Source organism: Streptomyces sp. NPDC048269, from assembly GCF_040652395.1.
Classification (GTDB): domain Bacteria; phylum Actinomycetota; class Actinomycetes; order Streptomycetales; family Streptomycetaceae; genus Streptomyces.
On sequence record NZ_JBEZLW010000006.1, the window covers coordinates 283,736 to 300,096 of the forward strand.

The window sequence follows — 16,361 nt, forward strand, 5'->3', positions numbered from 1 at the left end:
AAGGGACCTGACTCATGGGAGCGCAGCTCCGGGTCTACAAGCGTCGCATCCGTGCCATCACGGCGACCAAGAAGATCACCAAGGCGATGGAGATGATCGCCGCCTCGCGCATCGTCAAGGCGCAGCGCAAGGTGGCGGCATCGATGCCGTACGCGACCGAGCTCACCCGTGCGGTGACCGCGGTGGCGACCGGCTCGAACACCAAGCACGCCCTGACCACCGAGGTCGAGACGCCGACCCGTGCCGCGATCGTGCTCATCACGAGCGACCGCGGTCTGGCCGGCGGCTACTCCTCGAACGCCATCAAGCAGGCGGAGCGGCTCACCGAGCGGCTGCGCGCTGAGGGCAAGGACGTCGACACGTACATCGTCGGCCGCAAGGGTCTGGCCTACTACGGCTTCCGCGAGCGCAAGGTCGCGGATTCGTGGACCGGCTTCACCGACAGCCCGGCCTACGCCGACGCCAAGCGCGTCGCCGGGCCGCTGATCGAGGCCATCCAGACGGAGACGGCCGAGGGTGGCGTCGACGAGCTGCACATCGTCTACACGGAATTCGTGTCGATGATGACGCAGAACCCGGTCGACGGCCGGATGCTGCCGCTCAGCCTCGACCAGGCTGCGGAGGAGAGCGGTACGAAGGGCGAGATCCTTCCGCTGTTCGACTTCGAGCCGTCGGCGGAGGACGTCCTCGACGCCCTGCTGCCGCGCTACGTCGAGAGCCGTATCTACAACGCACTGCTGCAGTCGGCCGCTTCCGAGCACGCCGCCCGCCGCCGTGCGATGAAGGCGGCGACCGACAACGCCGGAGACCTCATCAAGAGCCTCTCCCGGCTTGCCAACGCGGCCCGCCAGGCCGAAATCACCCAGGAAATCAGCGAGATCGTCGGTGGCGCGAGCGCCATGGCTGACGCGACCGCGGGGAGTGACAAGTAATGACGACCACTGTTGAGACGGCCGCCGCCACGGGCCGCGTCGCCCGGGTCATCGGCCCGGTCGTCGACGTGGAGTTCCCCGTCGACGCCATGCCCGAGATCTACAACGCCCTCAAGGTCCAGGTCGCCGACCCGGCCGAGGACGGCAAGCTCAAGACCCTGACCCTTGAGGTCGCGCAGCACCTGGGTGACGGCCTCGTCCGTACCATCTCGATGCAGCCGACCGACGGTCTGGTCCGCCAGGCCCCGGTGACCGACACGGGCGAGGGCATCACCGTCCCCGTCGGTGACTTCACCAAGGGCAAGGTGTTCAACACCCTCGGTGAGGTGCTGAACTACCCGGAGGAGAACGCCAACGTCACCGAGCGCTGGCCGATCCACCGCAAGGCCCCCCGCTTCGACGAGCTCGAGTCGAAGACCGAGATGTTCGAGACCGGCGTCAAGGTCATCGACCTTCTCACCCCGTACGTCAAGGGTGGAAAGATCGGTCTGTTCGGTGGTGCCGGTGTCGGCAAGACCGTTCTGATCCAGGAAATGATCTACCGCGTCGCCAACAACCACGACGGTGTGTCGGTCTTCGCGGGCGTCGGTGAGCGTACCCGTGAGGGCAACGACCTCATCGAGGAAATGGCCGACTCGGGCGTCATCGACAAGACGGCGCTTGTCTTCGGCCAGATGGACGAGCCCCCGGGCACCCGTCTTCGCGTCGCGCTTGCCGGTCTGACCATGGCGGAGTACTTCCGCGATGTGCAGAAGCAGGACGTGCTCTTCTTCATCGACAACATCTTCCGTTACACCCAGGCCGGTTCCGAGGTCTCCACGCTGCTCGGCCGCATGCCGTCCGCAGTGGGTTACCAGCCGAACCTGGCTGACGAGATGGGTCTGCTGCAGGAGCGCATCACCTCGACGCGTGGTCACTCGATCACCTCGATGCAGGCGATCTACGTCCCCGCGGACGACCTGACCGACCCGGCGCCGGCGACCACCTTCGCCCACCTCGACGCGACGACGGTTCTTTCCCGTCCGATCTCCGAGAAGGGCATCTACCCGGCCGTGGACCCGCTGGACTCGACGTCCCGCATCCTCGACCCGCGGTACATCGCGGCGGACCACTACGCCACGGCGATGCGCGTCAAGGGGATCCTCCAGAAGTACAAGGACCTCCAGGACATCATCGCGATCCTCGGTATCGACGAGCTGGGCGAGGAGGACAAGCTCGTTGTCCACCGTGCCCGTCGCGTCGAGCGCTTCCTGTCGCAGAACACCCACGTGGCGAAGCAGTTCACCGGCGTGGACGGGTCGGACGTTCCGCTCGAGGAGTCGATCACCGCGTTCAACGCGATCTGCGACGGTGACTACGACCACTTCCCCGAGCAGGCGTTCTTCCTGTGCGGTGGCATCGAGGACCTGAAGGCCAACGCCAAGGAGCTGGGCGTCTCCTGATCCGGCGCGCTCCGCGAGGGGCGCATCCGGTTCGAAGGATCACGGAGAGGGGCGGGTAGGTCCCGTCCCTCTCCCCACGCCCATTAGAATTTGACCCAACACCCGGCTGAACCGCCGGGTGGTGACCCGAGGAGCCACCTTGGCTGCTGAGCTGCACGTCGAGCTGGTCGCGGCGGACCGCAATGTCTGGTCCGGCGAGGCCACCCTTGTTGTCGCCCGCACCACGTCCGGCGACATCGGCGTCATGCCCGGTCACCAGCCGCTTCTCGGTGTGCTGGAATCGGGCCCTGTGACCATCCGTACCAGCGGGGGCGACACTGTCGTCGCGGCGGTGCACGGCGGTTTCATCTCGTTCGCGGACAACAAGCTGTCCCTGCTGGCCGAGATCGCCGAGCTCGCGGACGAGATTGACGTCCAGCGTGCGGAGCGGGCACTGGAGCGCGCGAAGGCGGAGGCCGACGCGGCCGCCGAGCGTCGCGCGGATGTCCGGCTGCGCGCCGTAACGGGCTGAACACCCGTCGGAGTTAGAACCGCTGAGTCCCGGGGGGACCACCCTCCGGGACACGGCAGACCTCAGCCGCGGTCCGTTCTGGAATTTTCCAGACCGGGTCGCGGCTGAGGCGATGCGGGTCCGTTTTTCGTTTGTAGTTTTTCGATGAGCGAGGAGGTCGGTGAAGATGCTCCTCGCTCTGCTTGTGAGCGGCCTGGTCGTAGCCCTGGTGGTGATCGGGCTGTTTGTCTTCGGGCTGCGCCGCAGACTCATCCAGCGGTCCGGCGGCACCTTCGACTGCAGCATGCGCTGGGGTGTGCCGGAGAAGACCGACACCTCCGGCAAGGGCTGGGTGTACGGTGTCGCCCGCTACAGCGGCGACCGGATCGAATGGTTCCGCGTTTTCAGCTACTCGCACCGCCCGCGCCGGCTGCTGGAGCGTTCCTCCATCGAGGTCGTCTCGCGCCGCGCTCCCGAGGGCGAGGAGGAGCTGGCCCTGCTCTCCGACGCCGTCGTGCTCGGCGCCCTCCACCGGGGGACGCGCCTGGAGCTGGCGATGAGCGAGGACGCGCTGACCGGCTTCCTCGCGTGGCTGGAGGCGGCGCCTCCCGGGCAAAGGGTGAACGTTGCTTGAGGGCTTGAGGGCCTGAAGGCTTGAGGGCCTTTGGGCCTGAGGGACTCCGGAGGTGAAGAAGCCGGGGAGACGGGGGCGGACCCGTCTCCCCGGCTTCGGTCTTTACCGGAGTCCCGTGTGGATCGCGTTCGCGAGCTCACCGTTGGTGGTGTCGCCGCTGAATTCCCAGAAGAAGGCTCCCTTGAGGCCCTGCTGCTTGGCCCAGGACATCTTCCCGGCGATGGTGGCGGGGGTGTCGTAGCTCCACCAGTTGCTGCCGCACTTGGCATAGGCCGTGCCGGCGATCGTGCCGGTGGCCGGGCAGCTGCCCTTGAGCACCTTGTAGTCCTCGATGCCCTGCTCGTACGTGCCCTGCGCGGGCCCGGTGGCGGTGCCGCCGGGGGCGGCCTGGGTGACGCCGGTCCAGCCGCGGCCGTAGAAGCCGATGCCGAGGTTGAGCTTGGAGCCCGCGATGCCCTTGCCCTTGAGCTTGGTGATCGCGGCCTCGGAGTTGAAGCCCTGCTGGGGGATGCCGGCGTACGAGGTGAGTGGGGAGTGCGGGGCGGTCGGGCCCTGCGCCGCCCAGGCGCCGAAGAAGTCGTACGTCATCACGTTGTAGAAGTCGACGTACTGCGCGGCTCCCGCGTAGTCGGCTGCGTCGAGCTTGCCGCCGTTGGAGCCGTCGGCGGAGATGGCGGCGGTGACCAGGTTGGAGCCGCCGAACTTGGTGCGCAGCGCGGACATCAGGTTCTTCAGGGCGGCGGCGCCGCTGGTGTCGCAGGACAGACCGCAGGCGTTCGGGTACTCCCAGTCGATGTCGATGCCGTCGAAGACGTCGGCCCAGCGCGGGTCCTCGACCAGGTTGTAGCAGGACTGGGCGAAGGCGGCCGGGTTCGCCGCGGCCTGGCCGAAGCCGCCGGACCAGGTCCAGCCCCCGAAGGACCAGAGCACCTTGATGTTCGGGTACTGCTTCTTCAGCTTGCGCAGCTGGTTGAAGTTGCCGCGCAGCGGCTGGTCCCAGGTGTCGGCGACGCCGTCGACGCTCTGGTCGGCGGTGTAGGCCTTGTCGTAGTCGGCGTAGGCGTCACCGATGGTGCACTGGCCGTTCTGGACGTTGCCGAAGGCGTAGTTGATGTGGGTGATCTTCGAGGCGGAGCCGGAGGTCACCAGGTTCTTGACGTGGTAGTTGCGGCCGTAGACGCCCCACTCGGTGAAGTAGCCGAGCTTGACCTTGCCGCCCGGGTCCGGGGGAACGGTGCCGCCGGTCGTGGTCACCGAGACGGAGCCGGAGGAGGGGCCGGTCTGGTCGATGGTGTCGCGGGCGGTGACGCTGTAGGTGTAGGACGTGCCCTTGGTGAGGCCCGAGTCCGCGTACGTGGTCCCGGTGACAGTGGCGATCTTGCTGGAGCCCCGGTAGACGTCGTAGTTCTTGACGCCCTTGTCGTCCGTGGCCGCGGACCAGCTCAGGGTCACCGAGGTGTCGGCGACGTTGCTCGCGGTGGGGGTACCGGGGGCGGTCGGGGGAGCGTCGCCGGGCTGGGCGCCGTCACAGGGAGCACCGTTGATCTTGCAGCCGCCGGGGGAGCCGCCGCCGGTGCCGTTGAACCCGAAGCTGGCGGTCCCGCCGGGGGCGAGGGTGCCGTTCCAGCCCACGTTCTTGCCGGTCCAGTGGGTACCGGAGCTGGTGACGGTGGCGTCCCAGGCGGAGGTGACGGCGGTGCCGGCCGGGTAGTCCCACTCGACGGTCCACGAGGTGATCGTGGTGGTGCCGGTGTTCTTCACCGTCCACTTGCCCTCGAAGCCGGTTCCCCAGTCGGAGACCTTGGTGTACGTCGCGGTCGCCGAGGTGGCGGCCTGGGCGGGTCCTGCCAGCACGACGAGCCCGGTGACGGGCAGGGCGAGCGCGGCCACGATCGCCGCGACCCGGGTGAAGAACCGGGTGCGCCCGGTACGGGGTGGGGATGCTGTGCTCAAGGGTGATCCTCCGTAGGTCCGTCGTGGTCGTGGGGCCGACCTCGACATGGGGGTGGGACCTGCGCCGCCCGTGAGCACGCTTTGTCATGGCACGCTCACCACAGTGTGGGTGAGCGTAGAAAGGTCTGGACCAACCGTCAAGAGGTCCAGACCGGTGTGACGTCGAGGCCCTAGATCCCCAATTCCTGGGCCAGTACGGCTGCTTGGAGACGGCTTCGCAGCTCCAGTTTTCCGAGCAGCCTGCTGACGTGCGTCTTCGCCGTCGACTCCGCCATCTCCAGGCGGACGGCGATCTCCGCGTTCGACAGGCCCTCGCCCAGCGCCGCCAGCACCTGCCGCTCCCGCCGGGTCAGGGAGGCCACGGCCGCGGCCGTCTCCGGGGGCACCGAGGCCCGCACCGGACGGGGGGCCGCGAACTCGGCGATCAGCCGCCTGGTCACCGCCGGGGCGATCAGTCCCTCCCCGCGCGCCACGGTCCGTACGGCCCCGATCAGGTCCGCGGCCTCCGCGTTCTTCAGGAGGAAGCCCGCGGCCCCCGCCCGCAGCGCCCCGAAGACGTACTCGTCCAGGTCGAAGGTGGTCAGCACCAGGACATCGGCCAGTCCTTCCGCGACCACCTCGCGGGTCGCGGACACCCCGTCGAGCTTCGGCATCTGCACGTCCATGAGGACGAGATCAGGCCGCAGCTCGCGGGCGAGGCGCACGGCCTCCTCCCCGTCGGCCGCCTCGCCCACCACCTCGATGCCGCCCGCGCTGCGCAGGATGAGCACCAGCCCGGCCCTTACCGCGCTCTGGTCCTCCGCCACCACCACCCTGATGGTCATGCCTTCACCGCCCTCTCCTCGGCGGGCAGTGTCGCCCGCACCCGCCACACCTGACCGGCCCGTCCGGCCGTGAACTCCCCGCCCAGCAGCTCCGCCCGCTCCCGCATGCCGATCAGCCCGGCCCCGGAGCCGGGGGCGCGCGGACCGGGCCGGCCCCCGTACGGAGAGTCCACCGCTACGGTCAGCAGGCCCGCCGCGCGCGCCACGCGGACCGTGACCGTGCCCGGGGCGGCGTGCTTGAGGGCATTGGTCAGCGACTCCTGGAGGATCCGGTACGCGGCAAGCTCCACCGGGGCCGCCGTCCGCTCCCCGGGCAGCCGTTCGTCGTGCAGTACGAAGTCCAGCCCGCTCGCCGAGCCGTTGGTCCGGGCCTGACCCAGCAGGGCTTCCAGGCCGTCCAGCGTGGGTACGGCGACCGGTTCGCGCTCCGCCCCGGCGTCCCGCAGCAGCCCGATCAGCCGGCGCATCTCGGCGAGGCCCTGGACGCTGTTCTCCCGGATCACCCCGAGGGCGTCGCGACTGGTCTCGGCCGTGTCGATGGACAGCGCGGCGGTGGAGTGGATGGCGATGGCGGAGAGGTGGTTGGCCACCATGTCGTGCAGTTCCCGGGCCATCCGGGCGCGCTCGGCGACGACGGCCTGCGCACGGTCCATCTCGGCCAGCAGCGCGGTCTGCTCGGCGCGCAGCCGGGCCGCCACGGCGGCCTCGCGGTGGTCGCGCAGGGTGGCGCCGGTCAGGGCCGGGGCGAAGCTCACGATCCCGGTGACCACGCCGATCAGCAGGGCCTGCGGGGTGCGGAGCCAGGCGACCGAGGCGATGGTGACGACGACCGTGATCAGGCCGGTCGTGACCGGGAGCCGCCGGGCCATGGCGGGTTTGCCGTACACGACGGCGGCGTACATCAGGTCGGTGAAGATCACGACGGTGGCGAGGCTGCCGACCGTGAACTGGTCGGCGATCACACCGAGGGTGCCGACCGCCAGCGTCAGCTGCGGCTTGGTGCGGCGCAGCAGTTCCATCGCGCCCAGGGCGACGAGGGGGACCAGTGCCGCCCACGCGGGCAGCATGTGCCGGTCGCCGCTGCTGTAGACGCCCAGCGACCACAGCGCCAGGCCCGCGAGGACACTGACCACGGCGAGCAGGACGTCGTCGCGGTGGGGGCGAGGGCTCTTCTCGATCACGGTCCCATCCAACAGGGTGTGCGGGCCGCCGACCTCGGCGGAGAGGCCGAGTTGTCGGTACATCGAAGGATGCAGCCGCAGGTCGTCACTGGCGAGGACGTGCTGGGCCGGTCCGGGCGGGAGGCTGATAGCGGGTCGTACGTCACCCCTCGCACCTCGCTCAATGCACCCCGCACACCGCACCCCGAACGGAACGGAGAGTCCCGTGATCGTCGCGCTGATCATCGCCTGTGAGGTCGGCTTCTGGATACTGCTGGCCGCCGGACTGGGCCTGCGCTACCTCGCGAAGATGCCCCGGCTGGGCGCGGCGGTCCTGCTCTGCGAGCCACTGATGGAGCTGGTCCTGCTGGTCGTCACCACGCTCGACCTCAAGAACGGCGCCGCGCCGGACTGGAAGCACGGTCTCGCCGCCCTGTACATCGGCTACACCGTCGCCTACGGGCACTACACGATCAAGTGGCTCGACGGTCACGCCGCGCACCGGCTGGCCGGCGGGCCCAAGCCGGCCGGCGCCGGGTACGGGAAGGCGAGGGCCGCCCACGAGTGGAGGCTGTGGACGCGCACCGTCATCGCGGCCGCCGTCGCCCTCGGCCTGCTCCAGACCGCGATCTGGTACGTGGGCGACGCGGGCGACGTCAGCTCGCTCAAGGCGTGGCAGTTCGCGGCCCTGCGCGCGGTCGGCATCCACGCTCTGGTCGCCGTCGCGTACACGGTGTGGCCGAAGAAGGCCCCGGCCGGCCAGGTTTCCTGAGCTCCGGCCCCTGTCGTCACAGCAGGCCCGGGCGGGACGTCGGCGTCAGGGTCTAGCGGTCGCCGCCCGGCACCCACAGCACGTCGCCGACCTCCTTGTTGGCCGTCCGGGCCAGGATGAACAGGAGGTCGGAAAGGCGGTTCAGGTAGGTGGCGGTCAGCGGGTTCATGACCTCGCCGTGCACCTCCAGCGCCGCCCACGTCGAGCGCTCGGCGCGCCGGACGACGGTGCAAGCCTGGTGCAGCAGGGCCGCGCCGGGGGTGCCGCCGGGGAGGATGAAGCTGCGCAGCTTCTCCAGCTGCTCGTTGAAGGCGTCGCAGTCCGCCTCCAGCTTGTCCACGTAGAACTGCTCCACGCGCAGCGGCGGGTACTGCGGGTTCTCGACCACCGGGGTGCACAGGTCCGCGCCCACGTCGAACAGGTCGTTCTGCACCCGGACCAGGACCTTCACCACGTCCTCCGGCAGGCCGCCGAGGGCGATCGCCGTCCCGATGGCGGCGTTGGCCTCGTTGGCGTCGGCGTACGCGGAGATCCGCAGATCGGTCTTGGCCGTGCGGCTCATGTCGCCCAGGGCGGTCGTGCCCTTGTCGCCGGTACGGGTGTAGATGCGCGTGAGGTTCACCATGCCGCCAGCGTAGACGGGCCGGCCGGGGAAATTCCGGGCACGGTCCCCTCGCCGGGTGGCCGCCGAGCGGGAGATGGCACGGCTCCGGGAGCTGGAGGACCAGTACCCCGAAACGGACGGTACGTGAACTGGGCCGCCCCGCAGGGGTGCTGGGCCGTACCGGTGTGATGTCCGTCATCTGAGACGTGACGCGTGTTACTTCGCGGTCACACCGCACCGCCCGGACGCTAGTCTCCGCCGGAGGGGCCAGGAGACTGGGCCGATTCGAGGCTGGGCCGTTTCAAGAACGTGGGGTGTGCAGTGGCTGGGAAGCTTGCCGTCATCGGTGCCGGACTGATGGGTTCCGGGATCGCTCAGGTCTCCGCTCAGGCGGGCTGGGACGTCGTACTGCGCGATGTCACCGACGCCGCGCTGACCCGCGGCACGGACGGGATCAAGGCCTCGTACGACAAGTTCGTCTCCAAGGGCAAGCTGACCGCCGAGGACGCCGAGGCGGCCCTCGCGCGCATCACGACGACCACCGACCTGGACGCGGTCGCCGACGTCGACATCGTGGTGGAGGCCGTCTTCGAGAAGATCGAGATCAAGCACGAGATCTTCCGCGCCCTCGACAAGATCGTGCGCGAGGACACCGTCCTCGCCTCCAACACCTCCGCCATCCCGATCACCAAGATCGCGGCCGCGACGGAGCGTCCGGAGCGGGTCGTCGGCGCGCACTTCTTCTCGCCCGTCCCGATGATGCAGCTCTGCGAGCTCGTACGCGGCTACAAGACGAGCGACGAAACCCTCGCCACCACCCGGGCGTTCGCCGAGTCCGTCGGCAAGACCTGCATCGTCGTCAACCGCGACGTCGCCGGCTTCGTGACGACCCGTCTGATCTCCGCGCTGGTCGTCGAGGCCGCCAAACTGTACGAGTCGGGCGTGGCCTCCGCCGAGGACATCGACATCGCGTGCAAGCTGGGCTTCGGGCACGCGATGGGCCCGCTCGCCACCGCGGACCTCACGGGCGTCGACATCCTGCTGCACGCAACCAGCAACATCTACACCGAGTCCCAGGACGAGAAGTTCGCGCCGCCGGAGCTGATGCGCCGGATGGTGGACGCCGGGGACATCGGCCGCAAGAGCGGGCAGGGCTTCTACAAGCACTGAGGCCGGGCCACTGAGCACCACCGTTCGAATGCCTTCACCCGTCGGGGTGAATTAGGTATCGGTTCGCTCACGGTCGGCAACTTCCCTGCCCGCGAGGCAGTCAGTTGCAGTGAGAGTTGCCGACCACGGACCAGTCGGACCATTCGTACGCAGTACCGCCGGGGAGTACACATGCACATCAGGGGCGACCACGCTGAACTCGCTGTCGGGGGCCGCCTCGACGTGCGCAGCGCGGCGGACGCCCGTACGGTCCTCCACACCGCCCTCGACGACGGCCACGGCGACCTCGTGCTCGACCTCACCGGGCTCGACTCCTGGGACGCGACCGGCCTCGGCGTGATCATGGGCGCGCACCGCAGGGCCGGCCGGACCGGACGGCGACTCGTCCTGCGCGGGGTGCCGCCGCAGATGCAGCGGCTGCTCGTGGCCACCCGGCTGCACCGGATCCTCGCGATCGAGGGCGGACTGGAAGCGGAGTCCCTTCCCAGGGTGTGAACGCCGTCTCCCGTTTTCCTGCGGAAACGTAACGGTCCGGTGGTGATGGCACCCCCGCGGTTCCCCGAAGGACCGGCCACGGTCTAGGGTTCGGGCGGAAACCGGACCAGTAGCGGCAGCGGCGTGTGCGAAGGCCGGGTGGTACGACGGCGAGGCGCACGGCGCGATCGGGGGACTTGGTCAATGGACCGCATACAGGGGCAGGCCCATCCGGAGGCACAGCCCGGAGGCGCCGCGGCGCTGCCCGCGCCCGCGCCCGTGGTGCCCGCCCGGGTGGTCACCCTGACCGCGGCGGACTTCACCCTCACCGTCAACCCCGTCGACGGCAGCGAGATAGAACCGCTCCGGCCCGGCACCCGAACCGGCCGTCCCGCCAAGCGCGACGCGGCCGCCCGCAGCGCCCGGGACGCCGCCGCCCGGCCGCCCGTCCTGCCGGGAGCTCCCGCAACCGCCCGCCCCCTGCGGGCGCGCGAGGAGGAGCTGGAGCGACTCGTACGGCTGCTGGGCCGAGGACGGTCCGTCCGTCTGACCGGGCCCGCCGGATCCGGCCGCAGCGCGCTCCTCGACGCGGTCGCCGCCCAGTGTGCCGGCGTCGCCCCCGACGGAGTCGTACGGCTCTCCGGCTACGGGCACCAGCAGCCCGCCGAGCTGCTCCACACGCTCTACGCGACCGTGTACGAGGCCTCGGACGCGCGGCCCGACCGGATCGAGCTCCTCGCCCGCGTGCGCGCCATCGGAGCCGTCGTCCTCCTCGACGACCTGGAGATGGGCGGGGCCGCCCTCGACGAGCTGCTGCGCGCCACCCCCGAATGCGCCTACCTGCTGGCCGCGACCCCCGACACGCGCGCCCCCTCCGACGACTCGCACGTCGAAGAGGTCTTCCTCGGCGGGCTCGGGAAGAACGACTGCATGGAACTGCTGGAGGCGGCCGTCGGCCGGGCACTGACGGAGGCGGAGACCGCCTGGGCCTCCGACCTGCGGTTCGCCTCCGAAGGGCTCCCGCTGCGCTTCGTACAGGCCGCCGCGCTGCTGCGGCAGCGGGACGAGCTCAACCACACCGACGAGGCGGACGACGACGAGGAGCCCGGCGTCTTCGAGGAGCGTCCGCGTGACACCGCGGAGGTGCCGCTGCCGACGCTGGCCGAGGCCGCGGCCCCGGCGGAGCTGCTGGCCTCCCGCGTCAGCGAGTCGGCGCGCGCGGCCCTGCGGATCGCGTGCGCGCTGGGCGGGGAGCTGCCGCACCACGCGCACCTGCCCGCGCTGGTGGGGGACACCCACGCCGACTCGGCGGTGGCGGAACTGCTCGACTGCGGGCTGCTGACCCCGGTCGGCACGCGCTACCGGCTGGCCTCCGGGGTCGCCCGGCAGCTGGAGGAGGTCGGGTACGGGGACACCGCGGCCGAGGGGGCCCGTACGGCCGCCCGGCACTACGCCTGGTGGACCGGCCACGCCTCGGTGAACCCGCAGCGCGTCGCGGCGGAGGCCGACGCGGTGCTCGCCGCGCTGGGCGGTGCGGACGTGGTGGCGGCGGTGCTGCTGGCGCGCACCGCGGCTCCGGCGTTCGCCGCCTCGCTGCACTGGGAGGCGTGGGAGCGGGTGCTGCGCGCAGGTGCCGAGGCCGCGCGCAAGGCGGGAGAGGTCGCCGAGCAGGCGTACTTCCACCACGAACTGGGTGTGCTCGCGCTGTGCGAGGGACGGCTGGACCGGGCGCGGGCCGAACTGGAGACCTCGATCGGGCTGCGCGGTGCGCTGGCCGACAAGCGGGGCACGGTCGCGGGCCGGCGCGCGCTGGCTCTGGTCGCGGACCGGGAGGCAGCGGAGGTGGCCGTGTCGCCGCCGCTGCGGCTGGAGCCGCCGGCCGCGTCGTCGGCCGCCGGCGCCACGACACCGGCCCTGCCGAGGGGTTCCGGGGCTTCGGAAGCCGTCACGGTCGCCCGGCCGGTCGCCGGACCGCCGGCCCGGCCGCTCGCCCGGCCGGTGGTCGGGTCCGCGGCGTCCTCAGCGGCCTCGGCCCCCTCGGCAGCCTCGGAGGCGGTGACGCGGGTGGTGGTGCCCGTGACGCGGCGCCAGGAACCGCCCACGACGCTGTCGGAGGTGTTCGAGGACGCCTTCCCGTTGTCACCGAAGCCGGCCCCCGTCACGGTGCCCGAGCCCGTGGCCGGACCCGCTCCGGACTCCGGCCGCCGGCGCCGGGCGATGCTGGTGGGCGCGGGGGCGCTGGCCGTGGTCGCGCTGGGCACGGTGGTGAGCCTCGCGCTGGCTTCCTCGGACGCCCCCCCGCCCGCGCAGGGTCCCGCGGTGTCGACCAGCCCGACGCGGACGGCTGCGCCGACGGCGCCGGGAACCAGCGGGAACGATCCTGCACCGGAGCCGACCGACCCCGCGGCGGCCCCGCCTCCGGAATCCCCCGCCCCGGGCGAGACCGCCGCCCCGGCCCCGGGCCGGACCCCGTCGCGCACGCCGTCGCGCCGCCCGCAGCCGACCGCGCCGCAGCCCCCGGCGTCGTCGTCGGCCCCGGTGCCGCCGACCTCCGCCGGGCCGACCCCCACCGAGTCGCCCTCTGCGTCGGTCGTTCCGTCGCCGACGGCCACCGCCACGGGGACGGGCACGGCCACCGCCACGGCGACCGGCACGGGCACGGCGACCGGCCCGGGCACGACCGGCAGCTAAGGGCCGGCCCGTAGTCCCCGGCGGGCGCACGACGCCGGCTACGGCACCTCGCTGCGTTGCCGGAACGCCCGAATACGCCCGGTATGTGGGCGCCCCTCCGCCGTGCGATGCACCCATCCGACGCCGTGCGCTTACCCATTCGGGGATGACGGGACAGCCCTTGGCCAACGACAACGGCTCCGTCCTCGTGGACGGAGCCGTTGTCGTTGTGGCAGGAGAGCCGGAGAGCCGGAAGGTCAGAACAGGCGGAGCTTGTCGTCCTCGATGCCGCGCATCGCGTTGTAGTCGAGGACCACGCAGTCCATCCCGCGGTCCGTCGCCAGCACCTTGGCCTGCGGCTTGATCTCCTGCGCCGCGAAGACGCCACGGACCGGGGCCAGGTGCGGGTCGCGGTTCAGGAGCTCCAGGTAGCGGGTCAGCTGCTCGACGCCGTCGATCTCGCCGCGCCGCTTGATCTCCACCGCCACCGTCGCACCGGAGGCGTCCCGGCACAGGATGTCCACCGGCCCGATCGCCGTCATGTACTCGCGCCGGATCAGCGTGTAGCCCTCGCCCAGGGTGTCGATGCGGTCCGCGAGGAGTTCCTGGAGGTGTGCTTCCACGCCGTCCTTGATGAGGCCGGGGTCGATGCCGAGCTCGTGGGAGGAGTCGTGAAGGATTTCCTCCATGGTGATGATGAGCTTCTCACCCGCCTTGTTGACGACGGTCCACACACCGGCCTCGTCACCGCTCCCCTCTTTGAGGGTGCACGGGGGCGACATCCAGTTGAGCGGTTTGTACGCCCGGTCGTCCGCGTGGATCGAGACACTGCCGTCGGCCTTCACGAGGATCAGACGGGGTGCCGAGGGCAGATGGGCGGTGAGCCGGCCCGCGTAGTCGACGGAGCAGCGGGCAATGACGAGACGCATGGTCGGCAACGCTACTCGACCGACGGGGCTCCACGCGATTCGCCCCTGAAAGCCCCGTTCGCCGATGGCGCGTTGTATGCGCATTCTCCTGGTGCGTCACCCATGGGACGCCTACCGTGGTGAGCGGGAGGTTGCCGAGCGTGTACACAGCGTCGCGGCCTCCTTCCCTGCCCGTAAGACTCCGGCAACCCAGTCCGCCGGAGTCACGAGAGGAGAACCCATGTCGCTCGACGTCTCACCGGCCCTACTCGAACAGGCCGAGCGAGGCGAGGTCGACGAAGCCGCTTTCGTCGACTGCGTCCGGACCTCCCTGCCCTACGCATGGGAGATGATCAGCTCGCTGGTGGCCCAGCTGAAGGTCGACGGCGGACAGTTCGCCGACAACCAGACGCCGCCGCCCGACGAGCAGGCGCGTGGGCAGCTGCTGCGTGCCCTCGCGAGTGACGCGATACGAGGTGCGCTGCAGCGGCACTTCGGAGTGCGCCTGGCGTTCCAGAACTGCCACCGGGTAGCGGTGTTCCCGCTGGATCCGTCGGTGGACGACCGGCTGGCCAAGTTCACCTCGATCCGCGGCCAGCTGCTCAACCAGTCGCCCGAACTGCGGGACTGTTAGCAACGACGGCCGATCTCAGCCGAGACGGGGCAGGACTTCGGCGCCGAGGCGCCGTACGTTCTCCTCCGTCGCGGCGAGATCGCCCGACCCCTCCGTCAGGAGGGCGAAGCGCGTGATCCCGGTCCGCTCCGAAGTGGCCGCGAGCCGGTCCGCGGCCAGCGCCGGGGTGCCCACCGGGTGCAGATCGCACAGGAGCTCCGTGTACGCGACCGGGTCGCGCATCGGGCGCGCCCGGCCGTCCACCGTCACATGCGCGTCCAGGCCCTGCTTGAGCCATCCCGGCATCGCCTTCAGCAGCGACTCGCGGGCGTCAGCCGTACGGTCCGCCAGCTGGCACACCCCGGCGGAGACATGGCCGGCGGCCGCCACGTACTCCGGGGAGTGGCCCGCGGCCAGCGCCGCGGCGCGCCACAGCGCGACCATCGCGGCCTTGTCCTCGTCCCCGCAGTGCATGCCCAGCAGCATCGGCAGCCCCCGCTGCGCGGCCAGCCGTACCGACGCGGGGGAGGTGCAGGCCACGATGACCTCCGGGCCCGGCGCGTCCGCGTCCAGCGCCTCCGACGGCCGCGGTACGACGGCCACCTCGCGGAAGCCGTACCGCTCGCCGGAGGCCGCCACCCGAGGCTCCGTCAGCCAGCGCCGCAGCAGGTCCAGGGCCTCCGGAAAGCCGTTCTCGTACGAGTCCAGCCCGCCCCCGAAGACCTCCAGGTCGACCCACGGCCCGCCGCGGCCGACCCCGAGGCTGAACCGCCCGCCCGAGGTCACGTGCAGCAGCGCGGCCTGCTCGCCGAGGGCCACCGGGTGCGTGCTCGGCAGCACGCTGACCGCCGTGCCCACCCGCAGCCGTCGGGTCCGGCCCAACAGCAGGGCCGCCAGCGTCACCGCCGAGGGGCAGACCCCGTACGGGACGAAATGGTGCTCGGCGAGCCAGACCGAGTCGAGCCCCGACTCCTCGGCCACCTCGGCCGTCCGCACCGCCCGGTGCAGTGCCTCGCCCTGTCCCTGGCCCGGGAACTGGGCAGCCAGTACAAACGCTCCTACGCGCATCGCCTATAGCCTCCTCGCGGCTGACGCGGCCTCCCCAGGCTGACCGGTTCTTCCTATGGCAACAACGTGTGACACGTGCCAAAGGCACGGGCTGACAGGAAAGTTATTGGGATTGTCGGGCCATTCCTCTCCGCCGGCCCGGGCTCCGGTAGCCACCCTGCGGGTACCCGTCCTCGCTGCGCGTAGTCTGGGAGAAAGTCACTGCCGTCCGCCCATCCGTGAGGTATACGTGTCACCGCGCCACAACCGCCCCAGGGGCGGCGAGACTCCGGACGAACGCCCCGGCACCGGCCTCGACCGCTACGGGCTGGAGCGCACGGAGGAGTACCAGGGCGAGGAGTGGAAGGTCCGGCACGTCGCGGGCGCGAGCGCCGCCGGCAAGCGCTACCGCTGCCCGGGCTGCGACCAGGAGATCCCCTCGGGCACCCCGCACCTGGTGGCCTGGCCGGAGTACGGCGGCGTGGACGACCGGCGGCACTGGCACAAGGCCTGCTGGAACGCGAAGGACCGCCGCACCACGAAGGTGCAGCGGTCCCGCAACGCGCCCCGGTACTAGTGTTCTGAGTCAGGAATCCTGTTCAGATAGCTGGCGAGGCGTTCGAGGATCTCGTCCGCGGTCTTGGTCCAGACGTAGGGCTTCGGGTCGC

16 protein-coding genes are annotated in these 16,361 nt (G+C 70.9%); 10 read left to right on the plus strand and 6 right to left on the minus strand.

Translation table 11 applies throughout. The features are described from left to right. Positions 1-14 precede the first annotated feature (14 nt). The 4 genes from AB0D48_RS10065 to AB0D48_RS10080 all read left to right on the plus strand — a co-directional run bounded on the left by AB0D48_RS10065 (position 15) and on the right by AB0D48_RS10080 (position 3,498). Positions 15-932 (plus strand): F0F1 ATP synthase subunit gamma, encoded by a 918-nt coding sequence (locus tag AB0D48_RS10065; RefSeq protein ID WP_030708150.1) that lies wholly within the window; start codon positions 15-17, stop codon positions 930-932. Beyond that, positions 932-2,374 (plus strand): F0F1 ATP synthase subunit beta, encoded by a 1,443-nt coding sequence (atpD, locus tag AB0D48_RS10070; RefSeq protein ID WP_030708152.1) that lies wholly within the window; start codon positions 932-934, stop codon positions 2,372-2,374. The genes AB0D48_RS10065 and atpD overlap by 1 nt, the downstream gene beginning before the upstream one ends. A gap of 139 nt (positions 2,375-2,513) precedes the next feature. After that, complete coding sequence (locus tag AB0D48_RS10075; RefSeq protein ID WP_328927684.1) at positions 2,514-2,885, plus strand: F0F1 ATP synthase subunit epsilon; 372 nt, start codon at positions 2,514-2,516, stop codon at positions 2,883-2,885. Between the two features lie 166 nt (positions 2,886-3,051). Next, a complete protein-coding gene (locus tag AB0D48_RS10080) occupies positions 3,052-3,498 on the plus strand; it encodes a DUF2550 domain-containing protein (protein ID WP_362392993.1) in 447 nt (148 codons plus the stop codon). Positions 3,499-3,600: 102 nt separating this feature from the next. Here the strand turns inward: AB0D48_RS10080 and AB0D48_RS10085 are convergent, their stop codons facing one another. From AB0D48_RS10085 to AB0D48_RS10095, 3 genes are all read right to left on the minus strand, one after another. After that, positions 3,601-5,499 carry a glycosyl hydrolase family 18 protein gene (locus tag AB0D48_RS10085; RefSeq protein ID WP_362392996.1) on the minus strand — a complete coding sequence of 633 codons (1,899 nt, stop codon included), beginning with the start codon at positions 5,497-5,499 and terminating at the stop codon, positions 3,601-3,603. Between the two features lie 122 nt (positions 5,500-5,621). After that, positions 5,622-6,275, minus strand: coding sequence for a response regulator transcription factor (locus tag AB0D48_RS10090; protein WP_362392998.1), 654 nt, complete (start codon positions 6,273-6,275; stop codon positions 5,622-5,624). Continuing rightward, positions 6,272-7,519: a histidine kinase gene (locus AB0D48_RS10095; RefSeq protein WP_362393001.1), complete on the minus strand. Its 1,248-nt coding sequence runs from the start codon at positions 7,517-7,519 to the stop codon at positions 6,272-6,274. The genes AB0D48_RS10090 and AB0D48_RS10095 overlap by 4 nt, the downstream gene beginning before the upstream one ends. A 142-nt stretch (positions 7,520-7,661) precedes the next feature. On the opposite strand from AB0D48_RS10095, the gene AB0D48_RS10100 reads away from it, so the two are divergent. Beyond that, entirely contained in the window at positions 7,662-8,207 is a 546-nt protein-coding gene (locus tag AB0D48_RS10100; RefSeq protein WP_362393004.1) for a hypothetical protein, read from the plus strand. A 52-nt stretch (positions 8,208-8,259) separates the two neighbouring features. Here the strand turns inward: AB0D48_RS10100 and AB0D48_RS10105 are convergent, their stop codons facing one another. Next, positions 8,260-8,832, minus strand: coding sequence for a cob(I)yrinic acid a,c-diamide adenosyltransferase (locus AB0D48_RS10105; protein ID WP_362393006.1), 573 nt, complete (start codon positions 8,830-8,832; stop codon positions 8,260-8,262). 300 nt (positions 8,833-9,132) lie between these two features. On the opposite strand from AB0D48_RS10105, the gene AB0D48_RS10110 reads away from it, so the two are divergent. The 3 genes from AB0D48_RS10110 to AB0D48_RS10120 all read left to right on the plus strand — a co-directional run bounded on the left by AB0D48_RS10110 (position 9,133) and on the right by AB0D48_RS10120 (position 13,146). Next, complete coding sequence (locus tag AB0D48_RS10110; protein ID WP_362393009.1) at positions 9,133-9,981, plus strand: 3-hydroxyacyl-CoA dehydrogenase family protein; 849 nt, start codon at positions 9,133-9,135, stop codon at positions 9,979-9,981. A 171-nt stretch (positions 9,982-10,152) separates the two neighbouring features. Continuing rightward, positions 10,153-10,476 (plus strand): STAS domain-containing protein, encoded by a 324-nt coding sequence (locus AB0D48_RS10115; protein ID WP_355410659.1) that lies wholly within the window; start codon positions 10,153-10,155, stop codon positions 10,474-10,476. A gap of 183 nt (positions 10,477-10,659) precedes the next feature. After that, positions 10,660-13,146, plus strand: a complete 2,487-nt coding sequence (locus AB0D48_RS10120) for an ATP-binding protein (RefSeq protein ID WP_362393012.1) — start codon at positions 10,660-10,662, stop codon at positions 13,144-13,146. Between the two features lie 236 nt (positions 13,147-13,382). Here the strand turns inward: AB0D48_RS10120 and nucS are convergent, their stop codons facing one another. Further along, positions 13,383-14,054, minus strand: a complete 672-nt coding sequence (gene nucS, locus AB0D48_RS10125; RefSeq protein WP_362393015.1) for an endonuclease NucS — start codon at positions 14,052-14,054, stop codon at positions 13,383-13,385. A gap of 220 nt (positions 14,055-14,274) precedes the next feature. Between nucS and AB0D48_RS10130 the strand changes: the two genes are divergently transcribed. After that, positions 14,275-14,667 carry an SCO5389 family protein gene (locus AB0D48_RS10130; RefSeq protein ID WP_030660337.1) on the plus strand — a complete coding sequence of 131 codons (393 nt, stop codon included), beginning with the start codon at positions 14,275-14,277 and terminating at the stop codon, positions 14,665-14,667. Between the two features lie 15 nt (positions 14,668-14,682). Here the strand turns inward: AB0D48_RS10130 and AB0D48_RS10135 are convergent, their stop codons facing one another. Further along, entirely contained in the window at positions 14,683-15,714 is a 1,032-nt protein-coding gene (locus AB0D48_RS10135) for an LLM class flavin-dependent oxidoreductase (RefSeq protein WP_362393018.1), read from the minus strand. A 229-nt stretch (positions 15,715-15,943) separates the two neighbouring features. Between AB0D48_RS10135 and AB0D48_RS10140 the strand changes: the two genes are divergently transcribed. Then, on the plus strand, positions 15,944-16,270 hold the full coding sequence (locus AB0D48_RS10140; RefSeq protein ID WP_362393021.1) for an ATP/GTP-binding protein: 327 nt from the start codon (positions 15,944-15,946) through the stop codon (positions 16,268-16,270). Positions 16,271-16,361 lie beyond the last annotated feature (91 nt).

What these genes read in the sequence shown, in the direction of transcription:
- AB0D48_RS10065 (WP_030708150.1), top strand. Translation starts at nt 15, where the DNA reads ATGGGAGCGCAGCTCCGGGTCTACAAGCGTCGCATCCGTGCCATCACG.
- atpD (WP_030708152.1), top strand. Translation starts at nt 932, where the DNA reads ATGACGACCACTGTTGAGACGGCCGCCGCCACGGGCCGCGTCGCCCGG.
- AB0D48_RS10080 (WP_362392993.1), top strand. Translation starts at nt 3,052, where the DNA reads ATGCTCCTCGCTCTGCTTGTGAGCGGCCTGGTCGTAGCCCTGGTGGTG.
- AB0D48_RS10085 (WP_362392996.1), bottom strand. Translation starts at nt 5,499, where the DNA reads ATGTCGAGGTCGGCCCCACGACCACGACGGACCTACGGAGGATCACCC.
- AB0D48_RS10090 (WP_362392998.1), bottom strand. Translation starts at nt 6,275, where the DNA reads ATGACCATCAGGGTGGTGGTGGCGGAGGACCAGAGCGCGGTAAGGGCC.
- AB0D48_RS10095 (WP_362393001.1), bottom strand. Translation starts at nt 7,519, where the DNA reads ATGTACCGACAACTCGGCCTCTCCGCCGAGGTCGGCGGCCCGCACACC.
- AB0D48_RS10105 (WP_362393006.1), bottom strand. Translation starts at nt 8,832, where the DNA reads ATGGTGAACCTCACGCGCATCTACACCCGTACCGGCGACAAGGGCACG.
- AB0D48_RS10115 (WP_355410659.1), top strand. Translation starts at nt 10,153, where the DNA reads ATGCACATCAGGGGCGACCACGCTGAACTCGCTGTCGGGGGCCGCCTC.
- AB0D48_RS10120 (WP_362393012.1), top strand. Translation starts at nt 10,660, where the DNA reads ATGGACCGCATACAGGGGCAGGCCCATCCGGAGGCACAGCCCGGAGGC.
- nucS (WP_362393015.1), bottom strand. Translation starts at nt 14,054, where the DNA reads ATGCGTCTCGTCATTGCCCGCTGCTCCGTCGACTACGCGGGCCGGCTC.
- AB0D48_RS10130 (WP_030660337.1), top strand. Translation starts at nt 14,275, where the DNA reads ATGTCGCTCGACGTCTCACCGGCCCTACTCGAACAGGCCGAGCGAGGC.
- AB0D48_RS10135 (WP_362393018.1), bottom strand. Translation starts at nt 15,714, where the DNA reads ATGCGCGTAGGAGCGTTTGTACTGGCTGCCCAGTTCCCGGGCCAGGGA.